General features: G+C 39.3%; 20 protein-coding genes, 1 pseudogene and 1 other annotated feature. Of the genes and pseudogenes, 13 read left to right on the top strand and 8 right to left on the bottom strand.

Translation table 11 applies throughout. From position 1 onward, the window contains the following. Window positions 1–7 precede the first annotated feature (7 nt). Entirely contained in the window at window positions 8–1,105 is a 1,098-nt protein-coding gene (locus BN1082_RS21950; protein WP_245640501.1) for a tetraprenyl-beta-curcumene synthase family protein, read from the top strand. Window positions 1,106–1,139: 34 nt separating this feature from the next. Here BN1082_RS21950 and mnmM read toward each other — a convergent pair whose 3' ends face one another. Both mnmM and mnmL read right to left on the bottom strand, forming a co-directional pair. After that, the gene (gene mnmM, locus BN1082_RS21945; RefSeq protein ID WP_090638273.1) at window positions 1,140–1,712 is read right to left on the bottom strand and encodes a tRNA 5-(aminomethyl)-2-thiouridylate-methyltransferase MnmM; all 573 of its coding nucleotides are present in this window, start codon (window positions 1,710–1,712) and stop codon (window positions 1,140–1,142) included. 4 nt (window positions 1,713–1,716) lie between these two features. After that, complete coding sequence (mnmL, locus tag BN1082_RS21940; protein ID WP_090638270.1) at window positions 1,717–2,670, bottom strand: tRNA modification radical SAM protein MnmL/YtqA; 954 nt, start codon at window positions 2,668–2,670, stop codon at window positions 1,717–1,719. A 286-nt stretch (window positions 2,671–2,956) separates the two neighbouring features. Here mnmL and BN1082_RS21935 point away from each other — a divergent pair, with 286 nt between their 5' ends. The 7 genes from BN1082_RS21935 (at window position 2,957) to BN1082_RS21905 (ending at window position 10,863) form a co-directional block, all read left to right on the top strand. Next, window positions 2,957–3,220 (top strand): YtzC family protein, encoded by a 264-nt coding sequence (locus tag BN1082_RS21935; protein ID WP_090638268.1) that lies wholly within the window; start codon window positions 2,957–2,959, stop codon window positions 3,218–3,220. 15 nt (window positions 3,221–3,235) lie between these two features. Further along, window positions 3,236–3,412: a glycogen biosynthesis protein GlgD gene (locus tag BN1082_RS21930; RefSeq protein WP_090638265.1), complete on the top strand. Its 177-nt coding sequence runs from the start codon at window positions 3,236–3,238 to the stop codon at window positions 3,410–3,412. 700 nt (window positions 3,413–4,112) lie between these two features. Further along, the gene (locus BN1082_RS21925) at window positions 4,113–4,625 is read left to right on the top strand and encodes a NapC/NirT family cytochrome c (RefSeq protein ID WP_090638263.1); all 513 of its coding nucleotides are present in this window, start codon (window positions 4,113–4,115) and stop codon (window positions 4,623–4,625) included. Between the two features lie 2 nt (window positions 4,626–4,627). Then, window positions 4,628–6,073, top strand: coding sequence for an ammonia-forming cytochrome c nitrite reductase subunit c552 (locus BN1082_RS21920; protein ID WP_090638260.1), 1,446 nt, complete (start codon window positions 4,628–4,630; stop codon window positions 6,071–6,073). Window positions 6,074–6,324: 251 nt separating this feature from the next. Then, window positions 6,325–7,512: an MDR family MFS transporter gene (locus tag BN1082_RS21915; RefSeq protein ID WP_090638259.1), complete on the top strand. Its 1,188-nt coding sequence runs from the start codon at window positions 6,325–6,327 to the stop codon at window positions 7,510–7,512. A 152-nt stretch (window positions 7,513–7,664) separates the two neighbouring features. Then, window positions 7,665–7,887, top strand: a binding site (T-box leader). Between the two features lie 193 nt (window positions 7,888–8,080). Beyond that, window positions 8,081–10,498, top strand: coding sequence for a leucine--tRNA ligase (leuS, locus tag BN1082_RS21910; RefSeq protein ID WP_090638256.1), 2,418 nt, complete (start codon window positions 8,081–8,083; stop codon window positions 10,496–10,498). 59 nt (window positions 10,499–10,557) lie between these two features. Continuing rightward, window positions 10,558–10,863 carry a rhodanese-like domain-containing protein gene (locus BN1082_RS21905; RefSeq protein ID WP_090638254.1) on the top strand — a complete coding sequence of 102 codons (306 nt, stop codon included), beginning with the start codon at window positions 10,558–10,560 and terminating at the stop codon, window positions 10,861–10,863. A gap of 44 nt (window positions 10,864–10,907) precedes the next feature. Here BN1082_RS21905 and BN1082_RS21900 read toward each other — a convergent pair whose 3' ends face one another. From BN1082_RS21900 to BN1082_RS21890, 3 genes are read right to left on the bottom strand one after another with little or no spacing between them, the layout of a single operon-like run. After that, window positions 10,908–11,438: a ferric reductase-like transmembrane domain-containing protein gene (locus BN1082_RS21900; protein ID WP_090638251.1), complete on the bottom strand. Its 531-nt coding sequence runs from the start codon at window positions 11,436–11,438 to the stop codon at window positions 10,908–10,910. Beyond that, complete coding sequence (locus BN1082_RS21895; protein ID WP_090638249.1) at window positions 11,439–12,314, bottom strand: FAD:protein FMN transferase; 876 nt, start codon at window positions 12,312–12,314, stop codon at window positions 11,439–11,441. Next, the gene (locus BN1082_RS21890; protein ID WP_090638246.1) at window positions 12,314–12,676 is read right to left on the bottom strand and encodes a hypothetical protein; all 363 of its coding nucleotides are present in this window, start codon (window positions 12,674–12,676) and stop codon (window positions 12,314–12,316) included. The genes BN1082_RS21895 and BN1082_RS21890 overlap by 1 nt, the downstream gene beginning before the upstream one ends. 147 nt (window positions 12,677–12,823) lie before the next feature. Between BN1082_RS21890 and BN1082_RS21885 the strand changes: the two genes are divergently transcribed. Next, entirely contained in the window at window positions 12,824–13,009 is a 186-nt protein-coding gene (locus tag BN1082_RS21885; protein ID WP_090638243.1) for a sporulation protein Cse60, read from the top strand. 70 nt (window positions 13,010–13,079) lie between these two features. On the opposite strand, the gene BN1082_RS21880 is transcribed toward BN1082_RS21885, so the two are convergent. Further along, window positions 13,080–14,357 (bottom strand): BaiN/RdsA family NAD(P)/FAD-dependent oxidoreductase, encoded by a 1,278-nt coding sequence (locus BN1082_RS21880; RefSeq protein WP_090638240.1) that lies wholly within the window; start codon window positions 14,355–14,357, stop codon window positions 13,080–13,082. Window positions 14,358–14,659: 302 nt separating this feature from the next. On the opposite strand from BN1082_RS21880, the gene BN1082_RS21875 reads away from it, so the two are divergent. After that, window positions 14,660–16,270, top strand: a complete 1,611-nt coding sequence (locus BN1082_RS21875; RefSeq protein ID WP_090638238.1) for a putative polysaccharide biosynthesis protein — start codon at window positions 14,660–14,662, stop codon at window positions 16,268–16,270. A 27-nt stretch (window positions 16,271–16,297) separates the two neighbouring features. Then, window positions 16,298–17,017, top strand: coding sequence for a pseudouridine synthase (locus BN1082_RS21870; RefSeq protein ID WP_090638235.1), 720 nt, complete (start codon window positions 16,298–16,300; stop codon window positions 17,015–17,017). Window positions 17,018–17,162: 145 nt separating this feature from the next. Here the strand turns inward: BN1082_RS21870 and BN1082_RS21865 are convergent, their stop codons facing one another. Next, entirely contained in the window at window positions 17,163–18,425 is a 1,263-nt protein-coding gene (locus tag BN1082_RS21865; protein WP_141650901.1) for a DUF4309 domain-containing protein, read from the bottom strand. Window positions 18,426–19,298: 873 nt separating this feature from the next. Between BN1082_RS21865 and speD the strand changes: the two genes are divergently transcribed. Further along, the gene (speD, locus tag BN1082_RS21860) at window positions 19,299–20,108 is read left to right on the top strand and encodes an adenosylmethionine decarboxylase (protein WP_090638230.1); all 810 of its coding nucleotides are present in this window, start codon (window positions 19,299–19,301) and stop codon (window positions 20,106–20,108) included. Between the two features lie 318 nt (window positions 20,109–20,426). Here speD and BN1082_RS21855 read toward each other — a convergent pair whose 3' ends face one another. Then, complete coding sequence (locus BN1082_RS21855; RefSeq protein WP_090638227.1) at window positions 20,427–21,173, bottom strand: AAA family ATPase; 747 nt, start codon at window positions 21,171–21,173, stop codon at window positions 20,427–20,429. Window positions 21,174–21,352: 179 nt separating this feature from the next. Between BN1082_RS21855 and BN1082_RS21850 the strand changes: the two are divergent. Beyond that, window positions 21,353–21,793 (top strand): annotated as a pseudogene (locus BN1082_RS21850) (DUF2935 domain-containing protein). Window positions 21,794–21,909: the final 116 nt, after the last annotated feature.

Genomic DNA, 21,909 nt, shown 5'->3' with positions numbered 1-21,909 from the left:
GGACCCAATGTCTTTTTCCATGACGCCAATCAGCCTTATGATGAAGGTGTATAGTAAAATAATACCTGTTGTTCATCAAGAACTGGCATATTGGAAAAGCCGGGCTGAAAAAATTCCTAATCCGGAATTAAGAAATCAAGCTCTTGCAAGTATTGAGCATAAAACGTTTCACTGTGAAGGAGGATCCATTTTAGCCTTAATGGCCATGGATCAATATCGACAGGCCGTAAAATTTATTGTTGCCTATCAAACAATTAGCGACTATTTAGACAATCTTTGTGATCGCAGTACCTCCTTAGATCCGGAGGATTTTGCCGCTCTCCATGAATCGATGGCAGATTCTTTAAGATTACATGGGACAAATCAAAATTACTACCGTTTTCGAGAGGACCAAGATGATGGAAATTATTTGAATGATTTGGCAGAAACATGCCGTTCGGTTTTGCAAGAACTAAAGCATTATGATGTAATCAAAGATTATTTGTTAGAACTGTGTGAGTATTACTCTAACTTGCAAATTCACAAACATGTTGCCAAAGAGGAACGGGTACCTCGCTTGGAAAAGTGGTTTGATGAATATAAAAATCAGTTGCCTGAAATGGAATGGTATGAATTTTCCGCCTGCTCGGGTTCAACATTAGGAATTTTTTGTTTAATATCCTATGCGATGAGGGAAGATTTCCAAGCGGAAGATGCCCAAAACATTCGCAACGGCTATTTCCCCTATATTCAGGGTCTGCATATTCTGTTAGATTATTTCATTGATCAAGAAGAAGACCTTGCTGGTGGAGATTTGAATTTTTGTTTCTACTATGAAAATCAAGAAAAACTGTTTAACCGTTTAAGTTATTTTGTTCGTGAAGCTGACCGCCATACGGAATTTCTCCCGCATAAAAAATTTCATCAGCTGATTAATCGTGGTTTGCTTGGAATTTACTTATCGGATGAAAAGGTTCGCAAACAAAAGAAAGTCCGCAAGCTTGCAAAGGGAATTATTAAAACAGGCGGCTTAATCAGTTACTTTTTTTATTTTAATGGACTAGCCTATCGCTCCTTTCAAAAATGGGTACTTTCGTCTGTGACAAGGCTGATTTTAAAATCATAATGTCAAAAGAAAAAACCAGGCCGCGCGCCTGGTTTTATCGTTTTTCAATGGCAACAATAAATGGAGGATGGTTCTGTTGGTTTATAAATTGGTACTGCAGCACATGTGCTGATTTTTGGTCGAGTTGTTGGCAGTAATGGACAACAGAATCCCGTTCCAGCGTACCGTCTGGGTGTCCGTGGTAAATGACCACGACGATGATTCCCTCAGGTGCCATTATCTCAAGTAATTGGGTTATAGCGGCAATTGTGGTTTCAGGCTTAGTGACGATGGTTTTGTTGCTGCCAGGCAAATAGCCTAAATTGAAAATGGCTCCTGTTATTTTTCCATGATGAATAGAAGGAATTTGGTTATATATGTTTTCGTGGCCACTGTGAATTAGAGTAACTCGTTCTAACAAACCGTTTTCCATTAATCGTTCCCGGCTTGACAAAATGGCTTCCTCCTGAACATCAAAGCCATAAACTCTGCCATTTTCCCCAACAAGCTCAGCTAAGAAGATGGTATCATGACCATTTCCGAGCGTGGCATCCACTACCATATCTCCATTTGATATCGCTTTTTCGAGCAAGCTTTTTGCAAAGGGAAGAATTCGGTCTAGTTTCATGATATTATATCCCTTCTTGATATAATTTACCTTGCCAGCTGTCTCGACTTTTTAACTCACGATCAATTGCGTTTAAAACTTCCCATTTATTCACGCTCCACATCGGCCCAACCATCAAATCAATCGGTCCATCACCCGTGATTCGATGGACAATCATTTCCGGTGGTATGATTTCCAATTGGTCGCATACTAAGTTTACATAGTCCTCTTGTGACAGAAATTCCAGCATGCCTTTTTCATATTGCTTCACCATTGGTGTCCCTTTTAAGAGATGAAGGAGATGGATTTTTATCCCTTGGACATCTAATTTTGCCACTTCACGAGCTGTTTCCATCATCATGTCATAATTTTCAAGCGGGAGCCCATTAATAATATGGGAGCAGATTCGAATGTTATGCTTTCTTAGTTTTTCAACCCCGTCTTTATAGCATTGAAAATCATGGGCACGGTTAATAAGAAGTGCTGTTCTTTCATGAACGGTTTGTAAGCCGAGCTCTACCCACAAATACGTTCTTTCATTTAACTCAGCTAAATATTCAACCACATCGTCAGGAAGGCAATCTGGACGTGTAGCAATGGAAAGACCGACTACCCCTTCCTGCTGAAGAACTTTCTCGTATTTTTCCCTTAAAACGTCAACCGGGGCATGGGTATTCGTAAAGGCTTGGAAGTATGCCATATATTTGCCATCCTTCCATTTGGTGTGCATTTTCTCTTTTATATCAAGAAACTGTTTTTCAAGTTCGTCCGCACGGTTGCCTGCATAATCCCCGGATCCGGCAGCACTACAAAAGGTGCAGCCACCATGGGCGACTGTGCCGTCGCGGTTTGGACAATCAAAGCCTCCATCTAAAGCAATCTTGAAAACTTTATGACCAAACTGCTGACGCAGGTGGTAATTCCATGTATGATATCGTTTATCATCCGTAGCATATGGAAAAGGGTTTGTCTGAAGCATTCAGAAAACCTCCTTTTTTTAACAATAAATTTAGTGCATAAAATAAATTCTAACATGAAGCGGCTATCATAGCCAATTGTACAAATTGGCAGAAACTATCCAACCAGCTGTGTAATAGGAAGAAAAATGGTGAACACAATAAGAAATGAAGCAGTGTGCTTCAGGTTCCTTTTGGAAAAAGAAAAGCAGAAGGCGCCCGCGTATCGGCATGTGACCTCAAGCCGATGGCATCTGAGCTTAACATGTCAATATTATCTTTCTTAGAACAAAAAGGGGGTCCCCATCGATGGCAACTCGTGAATCAATGGAAAATCTTATGCAGCAATGTGAGGATGCTATTCGTTATGCCCAGGAACAGTATAAACAAAGCAGCCTTCAAGAGCATTACAATAACGATGATTACACAAAAGCTTTGTTCGAGCTTGAAGAAACTTATCAGGACATTGCCAAAATGGCACAATTTGCTAACTCCCAGCAGCGTGATCAGCTTCACCGGATGAGGCTCCAGCTTCAGGAGCTACAAAACAACTTGATCATACAGGATCGTTAAGAGGAGGAGAGCAAATTGAAAAAAAGATCAAAACAACAAAATCCCGAGCAAAAGACACGAAACGGTTTGAATAATCAGGACATCGAATTTGGTCAAGATGTCAATCTTGTGAAGCAATCGAAAAAGAAATACGAAAAAACAGGTGGCCAGCCGGTGAAATCGAAATTTCACCCAGAACCGGAGCAGTCTTAAAAAGAAAAGCAGAGGCGCCTTGATCAGGGGCGACAGGCATAAGACGAGCCGGCGTGAAGGTTGGTTATTAACCTTCAGGACGGATTGGCTTATGACCCCGAGCCCCTAGGCGCAGGAGCTAGACAAAAAGAAAAGCGGAAGCGCCTTGTTCAGGGGCGACAGGCATAAGACGAGCCGGCGTGAAGGTTGGTTTTTAACCTTCAGGACGGATTGGCTTATGACCCCGAGCCCCTAGGCGCAGGAGCTAGACAATTCTCGAAGTCGAATTTTATACTTTCTTATCTTTTGAAAAAAATCTCTCAACATTTTGTTGAGGGATTTTTTTTATGAGTGGGTAAATTCCCATTATATCAATTTTCCAAAAAAACCAACTTAAAAATATTAGAAAAGATGTTAACAATTTGGTAATAACTCCTGTATTAAAGTGTGATGTACATCACGGAATGGGGTTTTTTGATCTGGTTAAAATAAGGTAACAATTCCAGATATTTCTGTAAATAAAGTAGTATTTCCAAATAAAGAATAGGAATTTCTAGTACTTTTTTAAAAATAAAAATGTGAAAATGTTCACATTCCAACTACGTCTAGCAAATACTTCATAGAGCTTCTGCCTGTTGGCTTTTGATGAAGGGATTAAAGTACAAATGTACTTTAATACATAAAAAAGAGAGAAGAAGTTATTTAAATGGGAGGTGAAGAAATGGTTAAAAAACTGCGTGGAATAAACAAGAAGATTTTATTAGTAATTGCTCTACTAGGCGGAGTGTTTCTATCCCTGGCAACCGTAAAAACAATGGCATACACTGATTCACCTGGCTTTTGTCGAAATTGCCATACGATGAAATCAGAGTACACGTCATTCATGGACTCGACTCATTCGGGATTGTCCTGTAATGATTGCCATTTACCGCACAATAATATAGCGCAAAAGTTGTTTTTCAAAGGAAGGGCTGGGATGACGCATGTTTATTACAATTCCCTCGGAACAGATAAGATACCGAATGTGATCCATGCGACCAACCGTACGAAAGAAACCGTGAACGAAAATTGTATTTCCTGCCACAAGAGTACGCTAACCAACGTATCACATAACGCAAAGGACAACTGTGTTTCATGTCACCAAAGTGTACCGCATGGGAAAGGATTTAAGGATGAACATTTTAATAAACCGCCTAAATCAGGAGAGTTATTAGATAATAAAGGAGGGTATTAGGAATGGGAAGGTTCCGATACGGGGCATACTTTCTTTTGCTGGCATTTGTTCTTATCATCACTGGATGCAGTAATACAAGTGATAAGACGGCATCAGCAGCAGGAAAGAAGACGACAGGCCTCTCTGAAAATGAAATCAGCAATGAAGCGTTTAAAAATCTATTTCCACTTCAATATGATAGTTATCAAAAAAACTTAAAAATGGAGGACACAAAATACGGAGGTTCGATCAAGCGCAGCAAGTTTGACCCTGATAAAGAGCCTCTATTGCCGATTCTCTTTAACGGATATGGATTTGCAACTGAATATAATGAAGACCGCGGCCATATTTATGCATTAGAGGATATTCGCAGTATTAAGCGGATTACGGATAAATCAGTTGGCTCCTGTTATACATGTAAATCAACAGCCGTGCCACAAATGATTAAAGAAATGGGCGACGGTTACTATAGTGCTAATTTTAACAAAGATATATGGCCAAAGGGTGTTGCGATGGGACATTCCCCAATTGGATGCTCCGATTGCCATGACCCGAAAACAATGGATTTACGAGTTACACGACCTAGCTTTTTTGAAGCATTAAAAGCAAAGGGAGTCGATGTCTCTAATCCGACAAAAAATGAAATGCGCAGCTATGTTTGCGGGCAGTGCCATGTTGAATATTATTTTGCAGCAAAAAATAGTAAGGTGACTTTCCCTTGGGACAAAGGCTTCAAACCAGAGCAAATGTATGAATACTATGACACGATTGCGAAGCAAAACGGTTTTGAAAAAGACTGGATTAGCAATATCTCCGGAACTCCGTTGTTAAAAGCACAGCATCCGGATTTTGAAACCAATCAGTCAGGCCCGCACGGCAAAGCAAATGTTTCTTGTGCCGATTGCCATATGCCATATGAACGTGTGGATGGTAAAAAGAAAATTACCTCACATTGGTGGACATCACCACTTAAAACCATGCAAACATCTTGCGGTCAATGTCATTCCGACCGTAATTTAGACAAATTAAAGAATACAGTCACTGAAATCCAAGATGCCAATGTAAAAGCATTGCTGGATGCTGAGAATATTTCGGTTTCATCTCACTACTATGTCAACAAGATGATTACTTCCGGTGTCAGCCAGGATAAAATTAAACAGGCACAAGAGTTTATACGACAAGGACAATGGTACTGGGATATCGTTGCTGCGGAAAACTCAGCTGGTTTCCATAATCCGCAAGGGTCAATGGATTCTTTAAGGATGTCAATGGAACAGTCTAACAATGCCATTCGCCTTGCTACTGAAGAACTTGTTAAAAAAGGCGTAAATTTGGAAGAGCTAAATCAACAAATTGACCAAGTGAAAAAAGCCGTTGCCGATGAAAAAGTAAATGAAAAGAAAAAAGATCATGCGGTTAACGACTATTTCCCTGCACAGACACCAACCGTGCCGCCAGCAAAAAAATAGGTCAAATTTCAATATTAATTTTTCAATGAAGGAATATTTTAAGGAAAGATTGGTCATAAAAGAATTTTGGAAAACACTGCTTTCTTTATGGAAACAGTGTTTTCTTATTGTCTGCGAAAATTGATGAATATCCATGGTTGTAAATTATTTTGCTATATAACTGGTACATAAATACCATTGCGCACTTCCAAGAAATGGTCTAAAATTACCAAGGGACTCGAAATAGTTTAATTCAAAGGAGCGTTTTTTGCATGCCTCGTGCCTTATGGCTATTAATTATTGGGATGGCAGTAAATGTTACTGGTAATTCTTTTTTATGGCCTTTAAATACAATTTATATCCATGATCATTTAGGAAAATCATTATCTGTTGCCGGGATTGTTTTAATGTTAAACTCTGGAGCGAGTGTCATCGGAAATCTTTTTGGCGGCTATTTATTTGATAAAATAGGTGGCTACAAATCTATTCTTCTAGGAATCTTTATTACCCTGCTTGCCCTTGTTGGTCTCTCCATTTGGCATGACTGGCCGGAGTATGTGGTCTTTTTAACAATCGTTGGATTTGGCTCAGGGATTGTTTTCCCTTCTATGTACGCTATGGCGGGAACCGTATGGAAGGAGGGTGGGCGAAAGGCATTTAACGCCATCTATGTTGCCCAAAATCTTGGAGTTGCAATCGGGACTGCACTTAGCGGAGTAGTAGCGGATTATTCCTTTCAACTCATCTTCATTGCGAATACCATTGCGTATATCATCTTTTTGCTTATAGCCATTTTTGGTTATAAAGGGATTTCTACAGAGGTACAAACAAAATCCGTAACTACTAAGGAGCAAACCTCTAATAAGAATAGAAAAAATTTGAAGGCTTTATTAATCCTATGCTCCGGCTATCTATTATGCTGGGTAGCCTATGTTCAATGGACTACCACCATTGCTTCCTATACACAGGAAATCCATATTTCATTAACACAATATAGTTTATTATGGACTGTGAATGGTGCGTTAATTGTCCTGGGACAGCCAGTTTTAAATAAAGTGTTGACCTGGATTAATACCTCACTAAAGGTTCAAATTCTAATTGGAATCGGCATTTTTATAATTTCGTTTTTGGTTGCCGGATTCGCCCATGCCTTTGCCGGATTCATGGTTGGAATGATTATTCTAACAATTGGCGAAATGTTTGTCTGGCCAGCCGTGCCAACAGTTGCATTCAACATGGCACCAAAAGGCCGAGAAGGCATCTATCAGGGAATCGTCAACAGCACCGCCACAGGTGGCAGAATGATCGGGCCATTGCTCGGAGGCATACTCGTCGACTTCTACAGCATGTCAACCCTATTCATGATATTAATTGCATTATTTCTTATCTCAATCATAACTACACTCCTATACGACCGTCACCTCACTAAGGTGCCTGACTCCATTCGTGGACAAATGTAACGATTTGTCCACCCCAAGTGGACAGTTGGGGTTGTTTCATCTTTTTTACCTTTCACGTTTACATCGATGTTTGTCTGGTTATGCTGAAATTAGGCAGTTGTGGTTGCAACTTGTTAGAAAATTTAATACAATAACTTTATACTTTTTATATTTGAAAAACATTGAGTAGGAGTAGTAGTGATAATGACCCGCATTAAGAGAGTTGACGGCTGGTGGAAGTCAACCGGGTACAGCATGAACTCGCCTATGAGTTGTAAGCACGAATTGTACAGTAATGCTTACCGTTTTCCGCGTTATGGATGAATTAAGCGAGTGTTTACAACACTAATGTGGGTGGTACCGCGGGAAGATACATACAATCCTCTCGTCCCTTTTTTGGGATGAGAGGTTTTTTATTTTAAAAAATTCACTGAACTGCGAAAGCTGTCTAGCTCCAGCGCCTAGCCCCTCTATGGTCTACAGCCAATCACTGAAGGAAAGCAAAAAGCGCACTTTCCTCCAGTGCTTGTCTTATGCTTGTCAGGGCTGAGCAAGGCGCTTCCGCTTTTCTATTTAGGAGGAACTGACTATGAGTTTCGATCATCAACAAATCGAAAAGAAGTGGCAAAAAAAATGGGAAGCAGAAAAAACATTTAAAACAAGCGAAGAAGCTGGAAAGAAAAAATTCTACGCTTTAGATATGTTCCCGTATCCATCTGGTGCTGGCCTCCATGTTGGGCACCCAGAAGGCTATACAGCAACGGATATTTTATCCCGTTTCAAACGGATGCAGGGATATAATGTGCTTCACCCAATGGGATGGGACGCATTCGGCCTGCCGGCAGAGCAATATGCCTTAGATACCGGTAACGATCCGGCAGAATTTACAGCCAAAAATATTAATACGTTCCGTAACCAAATAAAATCTCTCGGGTTCTCTTATGATTGGGACCGGGAAGTAAACACAACTAACCCTGAATACTATAAATGGACACAATGGATTTTCCTAAAGCTATTTGAAAAAGGACTTGCTTATGTGGATGAGGTAGCAGTGAATTGGTGCCCGGCACTTGGAACTGTTTTGGCAAATGAAGAGGTTATTGATGGGAAAAGTGAACGTGGCGGCCATCCTGTTGAACGCCGCCCAATGAAGCAATGGATCTTAAAAATTACTGCCTATGCTGACCGCTTACTTGAAGATCTTGAAGAGCTTGATTGGCCGGAAAGCTTGAAAGAAATGCAGCGCAATTGGATCGGTCGCTCTGAAGGTGCGGAGGTAACCTTTAACATCGCTGGACATGACGAGACTTTTACGGTTTTCACAACCAGACCTGATACTTTATTCGGTGCGACTTACGCTGTAATTGCTCCTGAACATGAACTTGTTGATATTATTACTACCCCTGAACAGCGTGATGCAGTGGAAGCTTATTTAGAAAAAGTAAAAAGCAAAAGCGACCTTGAGCGTACAGACCTTGCAAAAGATAAGACTGGCGTATTCACAGGTGCCTATGCCATTAATCCTGCTAATGGCGAAAAAATGCCAATCTGGATTGCGGATTATGTTTTAGTAAGCTACGGAACTGGCTCAATTATGGCAGTACCTGCTCATGATGAACGAGACTATGAATTTGCGAAAAAATTTGATCTGCCAATTAAAGAAGTTGTAGCAGGCGGTGATGTTGAAAAAGAACCTTACACTGGCGACGGTGAACACATCAATTCTGGCTTCCTAAACGGCTTAAACAAAACTGAAGCCATTCAACAAATGATTGTTTGGCTTGAAGAAAAAGGCATCGGAACCAAAAAAGTTAGCTATCGTTTACGTGATTGGTTATTTAGTCGCCAGCGTTACTGGGGTGAACCGATTCCAGTTATCCATTGGGAAGATGGGACGATGACAGCTGTTCCGGAAGAAGAGCTTCCATTAACATTACCTAAAACAACTGAAATCAGACCATCGGGAACGGGCGAATCTCCACTTGCCGTAATCGAGGACTGGGTGAATGTTGTTGACCCGGTAACAGGCAAAAAAGGGCGCCGTGAAACAAATACCATGCCGCAATGGGCAGGCAGCTGCTGGTATTATTTACGCTATATTGATCCAACTAATAGCGAAGCTTTAGCTTCTCAAGAAAAATTGAACTATTGGCTCCCAGTCGATATATATATTGGCGGTGCAGAGCATGCTGTTCTTCACTTACTTTATGCACGCTTCTGGCATAAATTCTTATATGATCTTGGAGTAGTACCAACAAAGGAGCCATTCCAAAAGCTCTTTAATCAAGGAATGATTTTAGGAGAAAACAATGAAAAAATGAGTAAATCAAAAGGTAATGTGGTCAATCCTGACGATATCGTAGACAGCCATGGTGCCGATACTCTTCGCTTATATGAAATGTTTATGGGACCTCTGGATGCCTCAATTGCTTGGTCGACTAATGGCCTTGATGGCTCCCGTCGCTTCCTAGACCGTATTTGGCGCTTATATGTAGAGGAAAATGGAGAGGTAAATCCAAAAATTCAATCGAATGAAGAAGCTTCCAATATGGAAAAGGTTTATCATCAAACAGTGAAAAAAGTGACTGAGGATAATGAAGGCTTAAGATTTAATACGGCTATTTCGCAAATGATGGTATTTATTAATGAAGCCTATAAAGCAACCGTTCTTCCTAAACACTTCATGGAAGGCTTCGTCAAACTGCTTTCACCTATATGTCCACATATTGCAGAGGAGCTTTGGGGAAAATTGGGCTATCATGGTACGATTTCCTATGAAGCATGGCCTACATTTGATGAAGCTAAGCTTGTGGATAATGAGGTTGAAATTGTTATTCAAGTAAACGGTAAAGTAAAAGCGAAGCTAATGGTACCAACCGATGCAAGCAAAGAAACGTTAGAACAAATTGCGATGGACGATGAAAAAGTGAAAGAACAAATCGAAGGCAAAACCATTCGCAAGGTAATCACTGTTCCGGGAAAACTTGTCAATATCGTTGCTAATTAAAAACTAAAACATCCTCTGGAGTAGCTCTGGAGGATGTTTATCCGAAGGGGATGGATAAAATGGAAGAAATTCAAATCATTACACCAGAAGAATTACAAAAAAAGCTAGAAGCTGGGGAAGAACTTGAACTTGTAGATGTTAGGGAAGACGAAGAAGTAGCAGCAGGGATGATTCCGGCGGCTAAACACATCCGGATGGGGGACATTCCGGCAAACCTAGATTATTTCGACAAGAATAAAGAATACATTTTTATCTGCCGTTCTGGTGGTCGAAGTGCGAATGTATGCTATTACCTTCAAGAACAAGGCTATAAAGCCCGCAATATGATTGGCGGCATGCTTAATTGGACAGGGGAAACGAAATAGAGGATATCTCGAAAGGGTCTGACCCCTTCGAGATATCTTTTTTTCTAGTGTTGTATTGCTTGTGTTTTTTTTCGGTCAAACAGCAGCAGTACACCCAAAATTAATAACGGTACAATATTTGCTGCAGCAATTACGATGCCCTGGAAGTCAGAACCAATGAATAAACCGTGGATGGTCACTAAAATATACAGAATCGGGTTCAGACCATGCAGCCTGCGCCATTTTTGATAGCCGATTTTTTTTCGTGCTTTTGAAGTAATGACGGTCATTATTAAAAAATAAAATGCTAGACTTCCTAGTGCCATTGGTAGCATTTTATAGTGGCTCTTAAATGGGATGAGGACCTCAAACCATTGGAATGAAATATAGGAATCAATCAGTAAAAATAGAACATGACCACAGGTTAGAATTAGAGCCCAATTGGAAAGGGACTCGTGTAAATACAAAGTCGAGGTTACTTTTTTCTTTCGTCTTTTTTGAACCTGTGAAAAAAGACCTGTCAAAACAGCAAGGTACAATAAAACATAGGCAACAGTACCAGTGGCACGGATGATATACCATTCGAATAGTTCCATTTAAATGCCTCCTTTCAATACTTCTCCATCCTGATCGATTAAAACAACTTGGCACCCTTTTTTGGCAGCGATTGATAGACCATGCTCTTTACCGGATAAAAGAATCGTTTTTGCCAAAACATCAGCTTCTAAGGCAGTGGGAGCCGTAACCGTCGCAGAGACAATTGGGCTTTCAGAAGGTAAGCCGGTTCGCGGGTCAATCAAATGATGCTTCCATTCCCCCTTTACAAGCCATCTTCTTTTCATTGTGGTAGAAGTCGCCACTGCACCGTTTTCTGCTTGAATAGAAGAAATCATCTTTGTTTGGTCGAATGGGTCTTCAATCCCGATATTTAAAGGGTGCGGTAATGTCCCGAAAATACGGATATCTCCACCAACATTAATAAAGCCATAGCCATTCTTTTCTAACAGCTCAGCAGCACGGTCAATCACCCAGCCTTTGGCAATTCCGCCTAAGTCAATTTTGGTAAATAGAGTGATAGATTGCTTGTTTTCATGTAAAACTAATGGTTGTACCTTCACTGCGGTAGGAGCAAGAACAGAAATATTAATCCTGTGTTCTCTAATATGTTCAATCGATTTTGAATAACCATTCGTTTCAATCGCTTTTAAAATTCCTGGATTAAAAAGCCCATCTGTTTCGTGATAGAACTGTAAAGCCTTTTTTAATATTGAAAACAATTCCTTAGAAACCGGTTGTTCTTCCCCGATTTGCTTATTCAACACGGATAGTTCACTATCTTTACGGAAGCGGCTGCACGTATTTTCGATTAATTGGAACAGCTTAAATACCGACATTAGGTCATTGGCATATAGTTCATGATCAATAGAAATCCGAACCATGGTGCTCATTGAGTGAAATGGATAGTTAAACATCAGGTTCCACCTGTAGTTGTATCAAATCCATGATGATGGCCGGACCCACTGCCGTTATTTGAGAATTGATTTTGACCGCTGCTATTGCCAAAGAATTGAGTATTGTTGTCGAAATTATTGTTGGAGGACCCGCCGTTTAATTGTGATGATTGGTCTCCATTAGAGCTTTGACCTTGATCAATCTGGCCTTGGGAAAAACCGTTATCTTGTGACTGCTGATTTAAAACATTATTATTTTGATTACCTGTCGATTGATTGTTGGTTTTATCTCCATTTGATAACCCAAGATAGGATACCATCCCGGCAACTAAGGCGAGACTGCCAAAGCTGACTCCCCAGGAGATTCGTTGTTTTTTATCCAATTTATTTTCTCCTTTCATTATCCATCCATTCTGTATGAATAGGAGCTTACAAGCCGAATCTTAAAATAACCTTAAATTAGAAAATGGTTTTATTTTAAATTTCAGATAATTTGTTAATAATGGTAGAAAAAAGAAAGGGAGATTCATTTGATACAGGTCAAATTGTTTGATCGGGAGCACGAGAAGGATCTGGAAAAGGAAATGAATTATTTTTTGAAAGGATTAGATGAAAAGAAATTACTCGATATTAAATATAATGTAGCAGCGATGACGGAAGAAGATGAGGTAGAGCAGATCTATTGTTTTTCGGCGATGATTATTTATCGGGCCTGACATTTCGTCAGGCCTGATTTTTTGGCTAATAGGAAAGTATTAATTCAACTACGCCTCTGTCTTTTTCCTATCAGACTCGCGAGTTTTCCTTTACAAACAGGGCGGCATTGGTTCCGGCCAGCCTGCCTGTAATAAGAGCAGAGGTAATATTATAACCGCCGGTGTAGCCATGAATATCGAGAATTTCACCGCAAAAGTAAAGACCGTTCATCAATTTTGAAGCCATTGTCTGCGGTTCAATTTCTTTTACCGAAACCCCGCCTCCGGTTACAAATGCCTTATCTATTGGAAGGGTCCCATTTACTTTCAATTGAAACTGCTTGCAGCTTTTGGAAAAATCCCTTAGCTTTTCATTGGAGATTGTTCCACCTTGCTCAGAGTGATCTATTTCGTTTTCCTCTAACAGAAATAGAAGATATCTTTCTGGAAGCATCCCCTTTAATAGATTCTTGATACTTTTTTTCGGTTCATTTTTTATAAGTTTCATGATGTCCTGGAAAATCTGTTCTTCTTTTTTATCAGGCAAGGCATCGATCTTCATGCTGACTTCTTTTAAGTTCCATTTTTTCAGCGCTTTGACAACAAATTGACTACAGCGAAGCACGGCCGGACCACTGATACCGAAATGGGTAAAAATCATATCCATTCTATGAGTAATAATGGGTTTACCTTTTGGATTGAGAACACTTAATTCAATATCTCGTAAAGACAAGCCTTGGAGCGCTTTTTTTTGAATAAATGCTTCACTTGAGGTGACAGGCACTTCGGTTGGAAAGAGCTCGGTAATCGTGTGTCCCGCTTTTTCCGCCCAAGCATAGCCATCTCCAGTTGATCCCGTATGGGGAACCGATTTGCCACCGACTGCAATCACAACCGACTTTGCGTTTATTTTTGATCCATCCTTTAATAAAACAGAAGCTGCTTGGCCATTTTCATATAACACTTCTTTAACAGGGCAATTTTTGTAAACTGTTACATGAAACTTCTCAAGCTGCCCCAAAAGGGCGTCAACCACCGACTGAGCTTTATTTGATACTGGAAACATCCGGCCGTGATCTTCTTCCTTTAAAGCAATTCCTAACTTTTCAAAAAAGGCAATAATATCTTCATTGTTAAAAATCGAAAATGCGCTGTATAAAAACTTACCGTTTCCGGGTATATGTTTGATGATTTCCTCAACCGGACGCCGGTTTGTGACATTACAGCGGCCCCCTCCGGAGATAGCAAGCTTTTTGCCTAGCTTGTCTCCTTTATCAATCAAAAGGACCTTAGCACCTCTTTCACCAGCAGCAATCGCAGCCATTAGGCCTGATGGTCCTCCGCCAATAACAATAACATCGTATTTCATCTCTTCACCATCTTTATACAATTTAAAAGCAAACTAGTTGTATCCATATACTATAAACCTTACCAATATTACCTGAAAGAAAACAATTAGGTAAATGATTTTTAACAAAATTAATAAGATTGTTAGTAGCATCGTAGGAAAAAGAGTTGTAAACTACTAATAGTGCGCAAAAAAAGTCGAATTGTTTTTGTTGTTAGTATAGGAACATTGGACTTCGTGAATTATCAAGTTCAATAAGAGTAAGCTACGGAAGCGCCTTACGCTTTTTTATTATTTTTTATTTTTAGTCAGGAAGGGATTTTATGCAATCGAAGCTTTTACGAGGAACGTTCATTTTAACAGTCGGAATGATTATATCCAAGATCCTTGGGTTATTTTATGTTATACCTTTTTATCACATAGTAGGTGCTTCAGGGACAGCACTTTATCAATATTCCTATGTTCCTTATACGATTTTTATCAGTATCGCTACAGCAGGTGTACCGCTTGCCGTTTCCAAATTTGTTTCGAAATATAATTCGATTGGGGAATATGCAGTTGGGCGAAAGTTATTTAAATCCGGCGCATTGATTATGCTGCTGACTGGGTTTGTTTCTTTTTTAATTCTTTATTTTTCGGCTCCTTTTTTTGCTGACATGATGTTTAGTAGTAAAGATCAAGTCAAAACAAATGTGAATGATATTACGACCGTTATTCGATCCGTTAGCTTTGCATTGATTGTAGTTCCGTTTATGAGCTTAAATCGCGGCTATTTTCAAGGACATGAGTCGATGGGGCCATCTGCTGCATCCCAGTTGGTTGAACAAATTGTTCGAATTATTTTCACCCTTGTCGGAGCCTACGTTGTCGTAAAATTTTTAAAAGGCAGTATTGTATCAGCCGTCAGTGTTGCGACCTTTGCTGCTTTTATTGGGGCGATTGGAGGCTTAATTACGTTATTCTGGTATCAGTATAAAAGAAAACCGTATATGGACGAGCTGCTCAAACAGGATAAAGGGACTATGGATATCTCTCTTAAGGAAATCTATAAAGAGATTATTCTATATGCCGCCCCATTTGTATTTGTAGGGATTAACAATCCGTTGTTTCAGGCGATCGACCAATTTACCTTTTTTCGGGCGATGGGAGACACTTCCTTTGCTAGAAACGCCTTTTCTATTTTAAACTTTGAGTCACAAAAAATTGTTATTATTCCGGTTTCACTTGCAACAGGCTTTTCATTGGCACTCGTACCAAGTATTACAAAGGCCTTTGTCGAGTTTAATCGCAAAGCCTTGGATCGGCAGTTAGACCAAGCATTTCAAATACTATTATATTTAACATTACCAGCATCATTGGGCATTTCTTTGTTAGCAGAACCTATTTACACCGTATTCTACGAACATAGCACGCTTGGAATTGATGTCCTACGGGTTTATGCACCAGTTGGTATATTATTTGCCCTCTACTTAGTTACAGCTGCTATTTTACAGGGAATCAATGAGCAGCGTTTTACGGTTTTAACCTTGCTAGTAGGATTGTTAATAAAATTAGCCTTGAATATCCCGCTGATCAAAATGCTCGGAACCCAAGGTGCGGTTTTGGCAACTGCACTTGGTTATATGGCTGCCATTTCCATTAATTTATTTGTTATTCGAAAATTTGCAGATTATAACTTCCGATTTGTTTTTCGAAGAAGCGCGCTAATCGTTATCTTTAGTGGACTTATGTGGTTAGGAACAGAAATTGTATACAAATTCTTGTTGCTATTTTTATCACCTGCTTCGAAGCTCCAAGGACTTATTATTATCTTTATATCTGCAGGTGTGGGCGCCGTCATTTATTTTTATCTAGGGATGAAATCAGGTTTAATCAATAAATTATTTGGTGATAGAGTAGATCGCTTAAAGCAAAAACTAAGATTACGCTTTTAATATTCTTCCGAGAAGGAGGAAAGAATGATGAGAATTGATAAGATGCTTGCCAATTTAGGGTATGGAAGCCGAAAGGAAGTCAAACAGCTTTTAAAAAGCGGTGCGGTAAAGGTTGATGGAGTTGTGTTGAAAGATGCCAAGCAGCACGTGGATCCTGAGAACCAAACGGTAACCTTAAACGGCGAAGTAATTGAATACAAGGAATTTATTTATTTGATGATGAATAAGCCGCCTGGGGTTTTATCGGCAACGGAAGATAATGTTGGGGAAACTGTCATTGATCTCTTAGAGATTGAGGATCAGGTTTATGAACCATTTCCGGTCGGAAGGCTGGATAAGGATACAGAGGGCCTGTTGTTGATTACAAATGATGGCCAATTGACCCATCAATTACTGTCGCCGAAAAAGCATGTGCCCAAGACCTACTTTGCTGTCATTGATGGTGAAGTGACGGAAGAGGACATTAAGGCATTTGCTGCCGGAGTAACCCTTGATGATGGTTATCTAACAAAACCCGGCGAGCTGAAAATAATGAAGTCCGGGATTCGCTCAGACATTGAGCTTACCATCACCGAGGGAAAGTTCCACCAGGTTAAACGGATGTTTCAGGCAGTTGGTAAGCGGGTTGTTTACTTGCAGCGGCTATCGATGGGGCCGTTGCAGCTGGATGAAACGCTGGAACTTGGCGAATACCGTGAATTAAGCGATGAAGAAGTAGAGTTATTGAAAAATTATCAGGTGAAGTAGAAAAGCAGCCGAAATATGGCTGCTTTTTTACTTTTTATGATTTTTTGTTTCATATTGGACATGGTTTGAAATTTTGTTATCGAAAAAAATCCCTATCCGCGAATCGAAAATTGCCTCTATAAAAACTAGGTCTATTAATTAAAAATTATTTGTATGCTTTTACATTTAACATTGTTTCTAAATCGACTATTTCAAAGTTTCTTTTTTGCAGTTCCTCTATTAACAGTGGTAATGCTTTTTTTGTCTCACTTTTGTCGGAATCGGAGTGCATAAGGATGATGTCGCCGTTTCGAATATTATCGACTACATTTTTTACAATATTTGTTGAATCTTTTTGTGACCAATCAAGGGTATCAATCGACCAAAGGACAATCGAATAACCCTCTTGCTTTGAGACTGACGCTACTTGGGCATCTGTATCCCCGTAAGGTGTTCTGATGATAGCAGGCTCTTTCCCAATAACGGACTTTATCGTTTTTCCAGCTTTATCGATCTCTGTTCGAATGTCCTCTTTTCCTAATTTCGTTAATTCCACATGGTGATAGCTATGGTTGAGGACAAGGTCTCCGTTGTTAAATGCTTTCTTTACTACATCTGGATGATCCAATACTTTGCTGCCAATAAAGAAGAAATTCCCCTTTACATGATATTTAGTTAATATATCAATTATCGCTGGTGTAATTACTCCATCCGGTCCATCATCAAATGTCAGCGCAACTTGTTGTCTATTTGGGCCGTTAATATAGACATTTTCCTGCCCTTTAGCGAATAAAACAATTTGCTTACGCCAATTTAACATCTTTTCCCATGCGCTTGCAGTCAGCTGATTTGAGTACCCTTTAACATCGAGAATATAATCATATTTAGAGTTGGGTACCTCCGCTCTTTTCGTATTAAAAACAGAGATATGGTCAATGAACTGTTTGTTTTTGGGGATGATGATTTTAAGCTGAATGCCATTTGCTGCTTCATAAACATAAATCTGGTCATTATTGTTATCTCTTACTTGGGTCGGCTGTCCTAGTGATTTTACAACCATTTCATAGGTGATCTCCTTTAGATCATTGGCATATGAGCGAACGTCAAAGATTTCTCCCGCCTTGTTATAACCGAAAACGATATTTTTTTTCGAAAAAGTGGCATACGATCCCATACCGGCTTGATCGACATGGTCCGGTTCCCCCCACTCTGCTTTAACCTGTTTTATGGTGCTATCCATCACAGTAAAGGAACAATCCTTTACCATTCCATTTTGAGCTGATTTCATCATTTCATCTAACTGCAACGAGGATTGATTTACATTTTCTTTGGGGTGTAATTCATTTTGTTTTGGTTTTACGTTTTCACTTGGTATTGTTTTTTGCGGATCACAAGCAGTTATGATGATGAAAAATGAGGCAATTAACATAATCACGGACTTATTGAATTTTGTCAGGTGAGGTCCCCCCTTGGCTTTAACGTCAAATTTCTCATTTTATTCATAATTTTATAATAGCAAATGGTCAACTAATGGTTTGTGTTTAAGTTAAAAAATTTATCTAATGGTATAAGGGTTCTACGTGAACGAAAAGGTAAAGAAAGGAAGTTGTCGTGCGCGTAGAAGGACTGTACGTGAACGAAAAGGTGAAAAAAGAGGGAATTCGTGAACGTAGAAGGTCTATACGTGAACGAAAAGGTGAAAAAAGAGGGAATTCGTGAACGTAGAAGGTCTATACGTGAAAGAAAAGGTGAAAAAAGAGGGGATTCGTGCACGTAGAAGGACTGTACGTGAAAGAAAAGGTGAAAAAAGAGGGGATTCGTGAACGTAGAAGGTCTATACGTGAACGAAAAGGTGAAAAAAGAGGGGATTCGTGCACGTAGGAGGTCTCTACGTGAACGAAAAGGTGAAAAAAGAGGGGATTCGTGCACGTAGAAGGACTGTACGTGAAAGAAAAGGTGAAAAAAGAGGGAATATGTGAACGTAGAAGGTCCATACGTGAAAGAAAAGGTGAAAAAAGAGGGGATTCGTGAACGTAGAAGGGATCTACGTGAACAAAAAAGGTGAAAAAGATAACACCTATTGCAACGTGCCCCTAAAAACGCAACTTTTACTTGATCATCAAAGTATGCTGTATTAGCGAAACTTGGAGTTACCGTAAAAAAAAATCAAAACGAGAAAAACTGTATTCATCATTTCAGCACCTCTTTCAATTATTTTCCTCAAGAAAGAGTTATATATATAAAATTCCAAATGGACAAAATAAATAACACTTATGTAGAAAAAAATTAGGGGGAAGCCGTCATGAAACTCACACATGAACAGCATATCGAATTACATGGCTTTAATAACCTTACGAAATCATTAAGTTTTAATATGTACGATATTTGTTTTACAAGAACAAAGGAAGAGCGAGAAGCTTATTTAGAATATATTGATGAGCAATATAGCGCCGAAAGATTAACCAAAATTTTGAACCAAGTAGCAGATATTATTGGTGCCCATGTTTTAAATATTGCAAGCCAGGATTTCGAACCGCAGGGGGCGAGTGTGACTCTGTTGGTGTCAGAAGCTCCTGTAGAAAATGCTCCATCTGAATCATTCGAGGAATCGCCAGGTCCACTACCAGAATCGGTTGTCATGCAGTTAGACAAGAGCCATATTACGGTGCATACATACCCTGAATATCATCCTGAAGAAGGGATCAGCACATTTAGAGCAGATATTGATGTATCTACTTGCGGAGAAATATCGCCTTTAAAAGCGCTGCATTATCTAATTCGATCTTTTGAGACAGATGTGATGATCATTGATTATCGGGTGCGTGGTTTTACTAGAGATAAAAATGGGCACAAGTTGTTTATTGATCATGAAATTAGCTCGATTCAAAATTATATCCCTGAAGATGTAGGCGATTTTTTCGATATGATTGATGTCAATGTGTATCAAGAGCATATTTTTCATACAAAATGTAAACTTAGAGAATTTGATTTAAACAACTATTTATTTGGCTATACAAAAGAAAAGCTGTCAGCTGATGAACACATCGAAATGACAGAGAGAATCAAATTAGAAATGGATGAAATCTTTTACGGGAAGAATATTACCTTGTAATAAAGGCGTAATTGAGATTCGAATATATACCTGAATCGTATCAACGACCGAAACCGGAGTAAAATCGAGAAAAAGGTCGTTGATAAAGCGTATCAATGACCGAAACTGGCAGGAAATCGAGAAAAAGGTCATTGATAGACCGTATCAACGACCAAAACCGGCAGGAAATCAAGAAAAAGGTCGTTGATGAAGCGTATCAACGACCGAAACAGACAAGAAATCGAGAAAAAGGTCATTGATAGAGCGTATCAATGACCATAGAGAGGTTTTAGTGATATCAAAAATATTTCGGAGCTTGTCTGAAATTTGTTGGTCGAATTAATCATTTAACAAATGATGAATCATTCTGTTTTTATCATCAAAAAACTGCTTCATAATCCGATAATGATTTGTTTCCTCTAATTTGCTTTCTTTAATCCCGGCCTCCGTGAATTCCAAAATCTTAGCATTTGGGTAAGCCATGATAATAGGGGAATGGGTCGCAATGATAAATTGCGATTTTTCCTTTACTAATTCATGAATTCGCGTTAGCATCGACATTTGCCGCAACGGGGACAGCGCTGCTTCAGGTTCGTCTAAAATATAAATACCATTTCCGAAAAAGCGATGAATAAAAGTGGAAAAGAACGCCTCACCATGTGATTGTTCATGAAGGGAAACTCCTCCAAAAGAATTAATGATAGGTGGCCCGAAGTCTTCTCTATCTAATTCTTCAATGTTTGAAGCAACATTATAAAAGCTTTCCGCCCGAAGAAAAAAACCATCTTTAGGTTTTTCAATGCCCTTGATCACCTGTAGATAATTTTCAAGTGCTGAATGAGAATCATAAGTGGAAAATTGAAAGTTAAGAGAGCCACCTTCTGGATTAAAGCCTAAAGCGATGGCGATCGCCTCTAATAAAGTTGATTTCCCCATCCCGTTCTCACCAACAAGAAACGTAACATTAGGATGAAAAGATAGTTCATCCAAGGTCTTTAAGATTGGAAGGTTAAATGGATATTTTTTAAACGTAGGAACGTCATTCCTATTAAATTTGATCCCTCTTAAAAATTGGTTAATTAACATGTATTTTACCTCATAAAATTATTACGTTAATTGTAACATTTTTCCTTTCGGTGGGCCTTACTTTTTGAAACCCTATGGTGTGAAATTTAGAAATTAGCCGTTCTTTTAGTGCTAGTAAAAATCGTGAATATTCTAGTATGTTCCCCCATACATTTTGATAGTGAAATAGGGGGATGCCTATGCAATTTTATTATGGTCAGCAAATGCCATTAAGGATTTTAGATGAAGAGGAGTTTTGGAAGCATCAGGAAGAGGAACATACGGTAGTAATTCGAGAGCTAGTTTCCGGACTTGAACCAGAATTTGTTGATGCATTAAAACAGTGGGAAAATACTCTTACGGAGACGCACCATCAGGTGATCCGTTATATTGAAACTGTGAACCGGTCTGGTTTTCAAGTGTCGGACCTATTAATGTAACAAATTATGCGGCTTGTTTCTTTTTGTTTGCAACAAATTAATTCTTTCATTCAGCTTTGTGAGCAAATTAAAACCCAGAGCCGTTCAGTTAGCAGTAATCCAACTGCAGTGGTAGTACTAAACCATATTATTCGTGAATCTGAATATTTTATCGGGATTGCCCAAGCACTACTATACAGTGACACAGGAAGTCCACAATAAAAAGAAATAGTGTCCTGGAAGAAGAAAAAAGCCCCAGCCCGGTCACTAAAAAGAAAAACAATGCTCAAAATGGTAAAACAATTTAATATTGGATCACTTGAAAAGGCTGAATGATA

Origin of the sequence: Neobacillus massiliamazoniensis, from assembly GCF_001048695.1 — a bacterium.
Lineage (GTDB): Bacteria > Bacillota > Bacilli > Bacillales > Cytobacillaceae > Neobacillus > Neobacillus massiliamazoniensis.
This window is presented reverse-complemented; position numbering and strand designations above follow the sequence as displayed.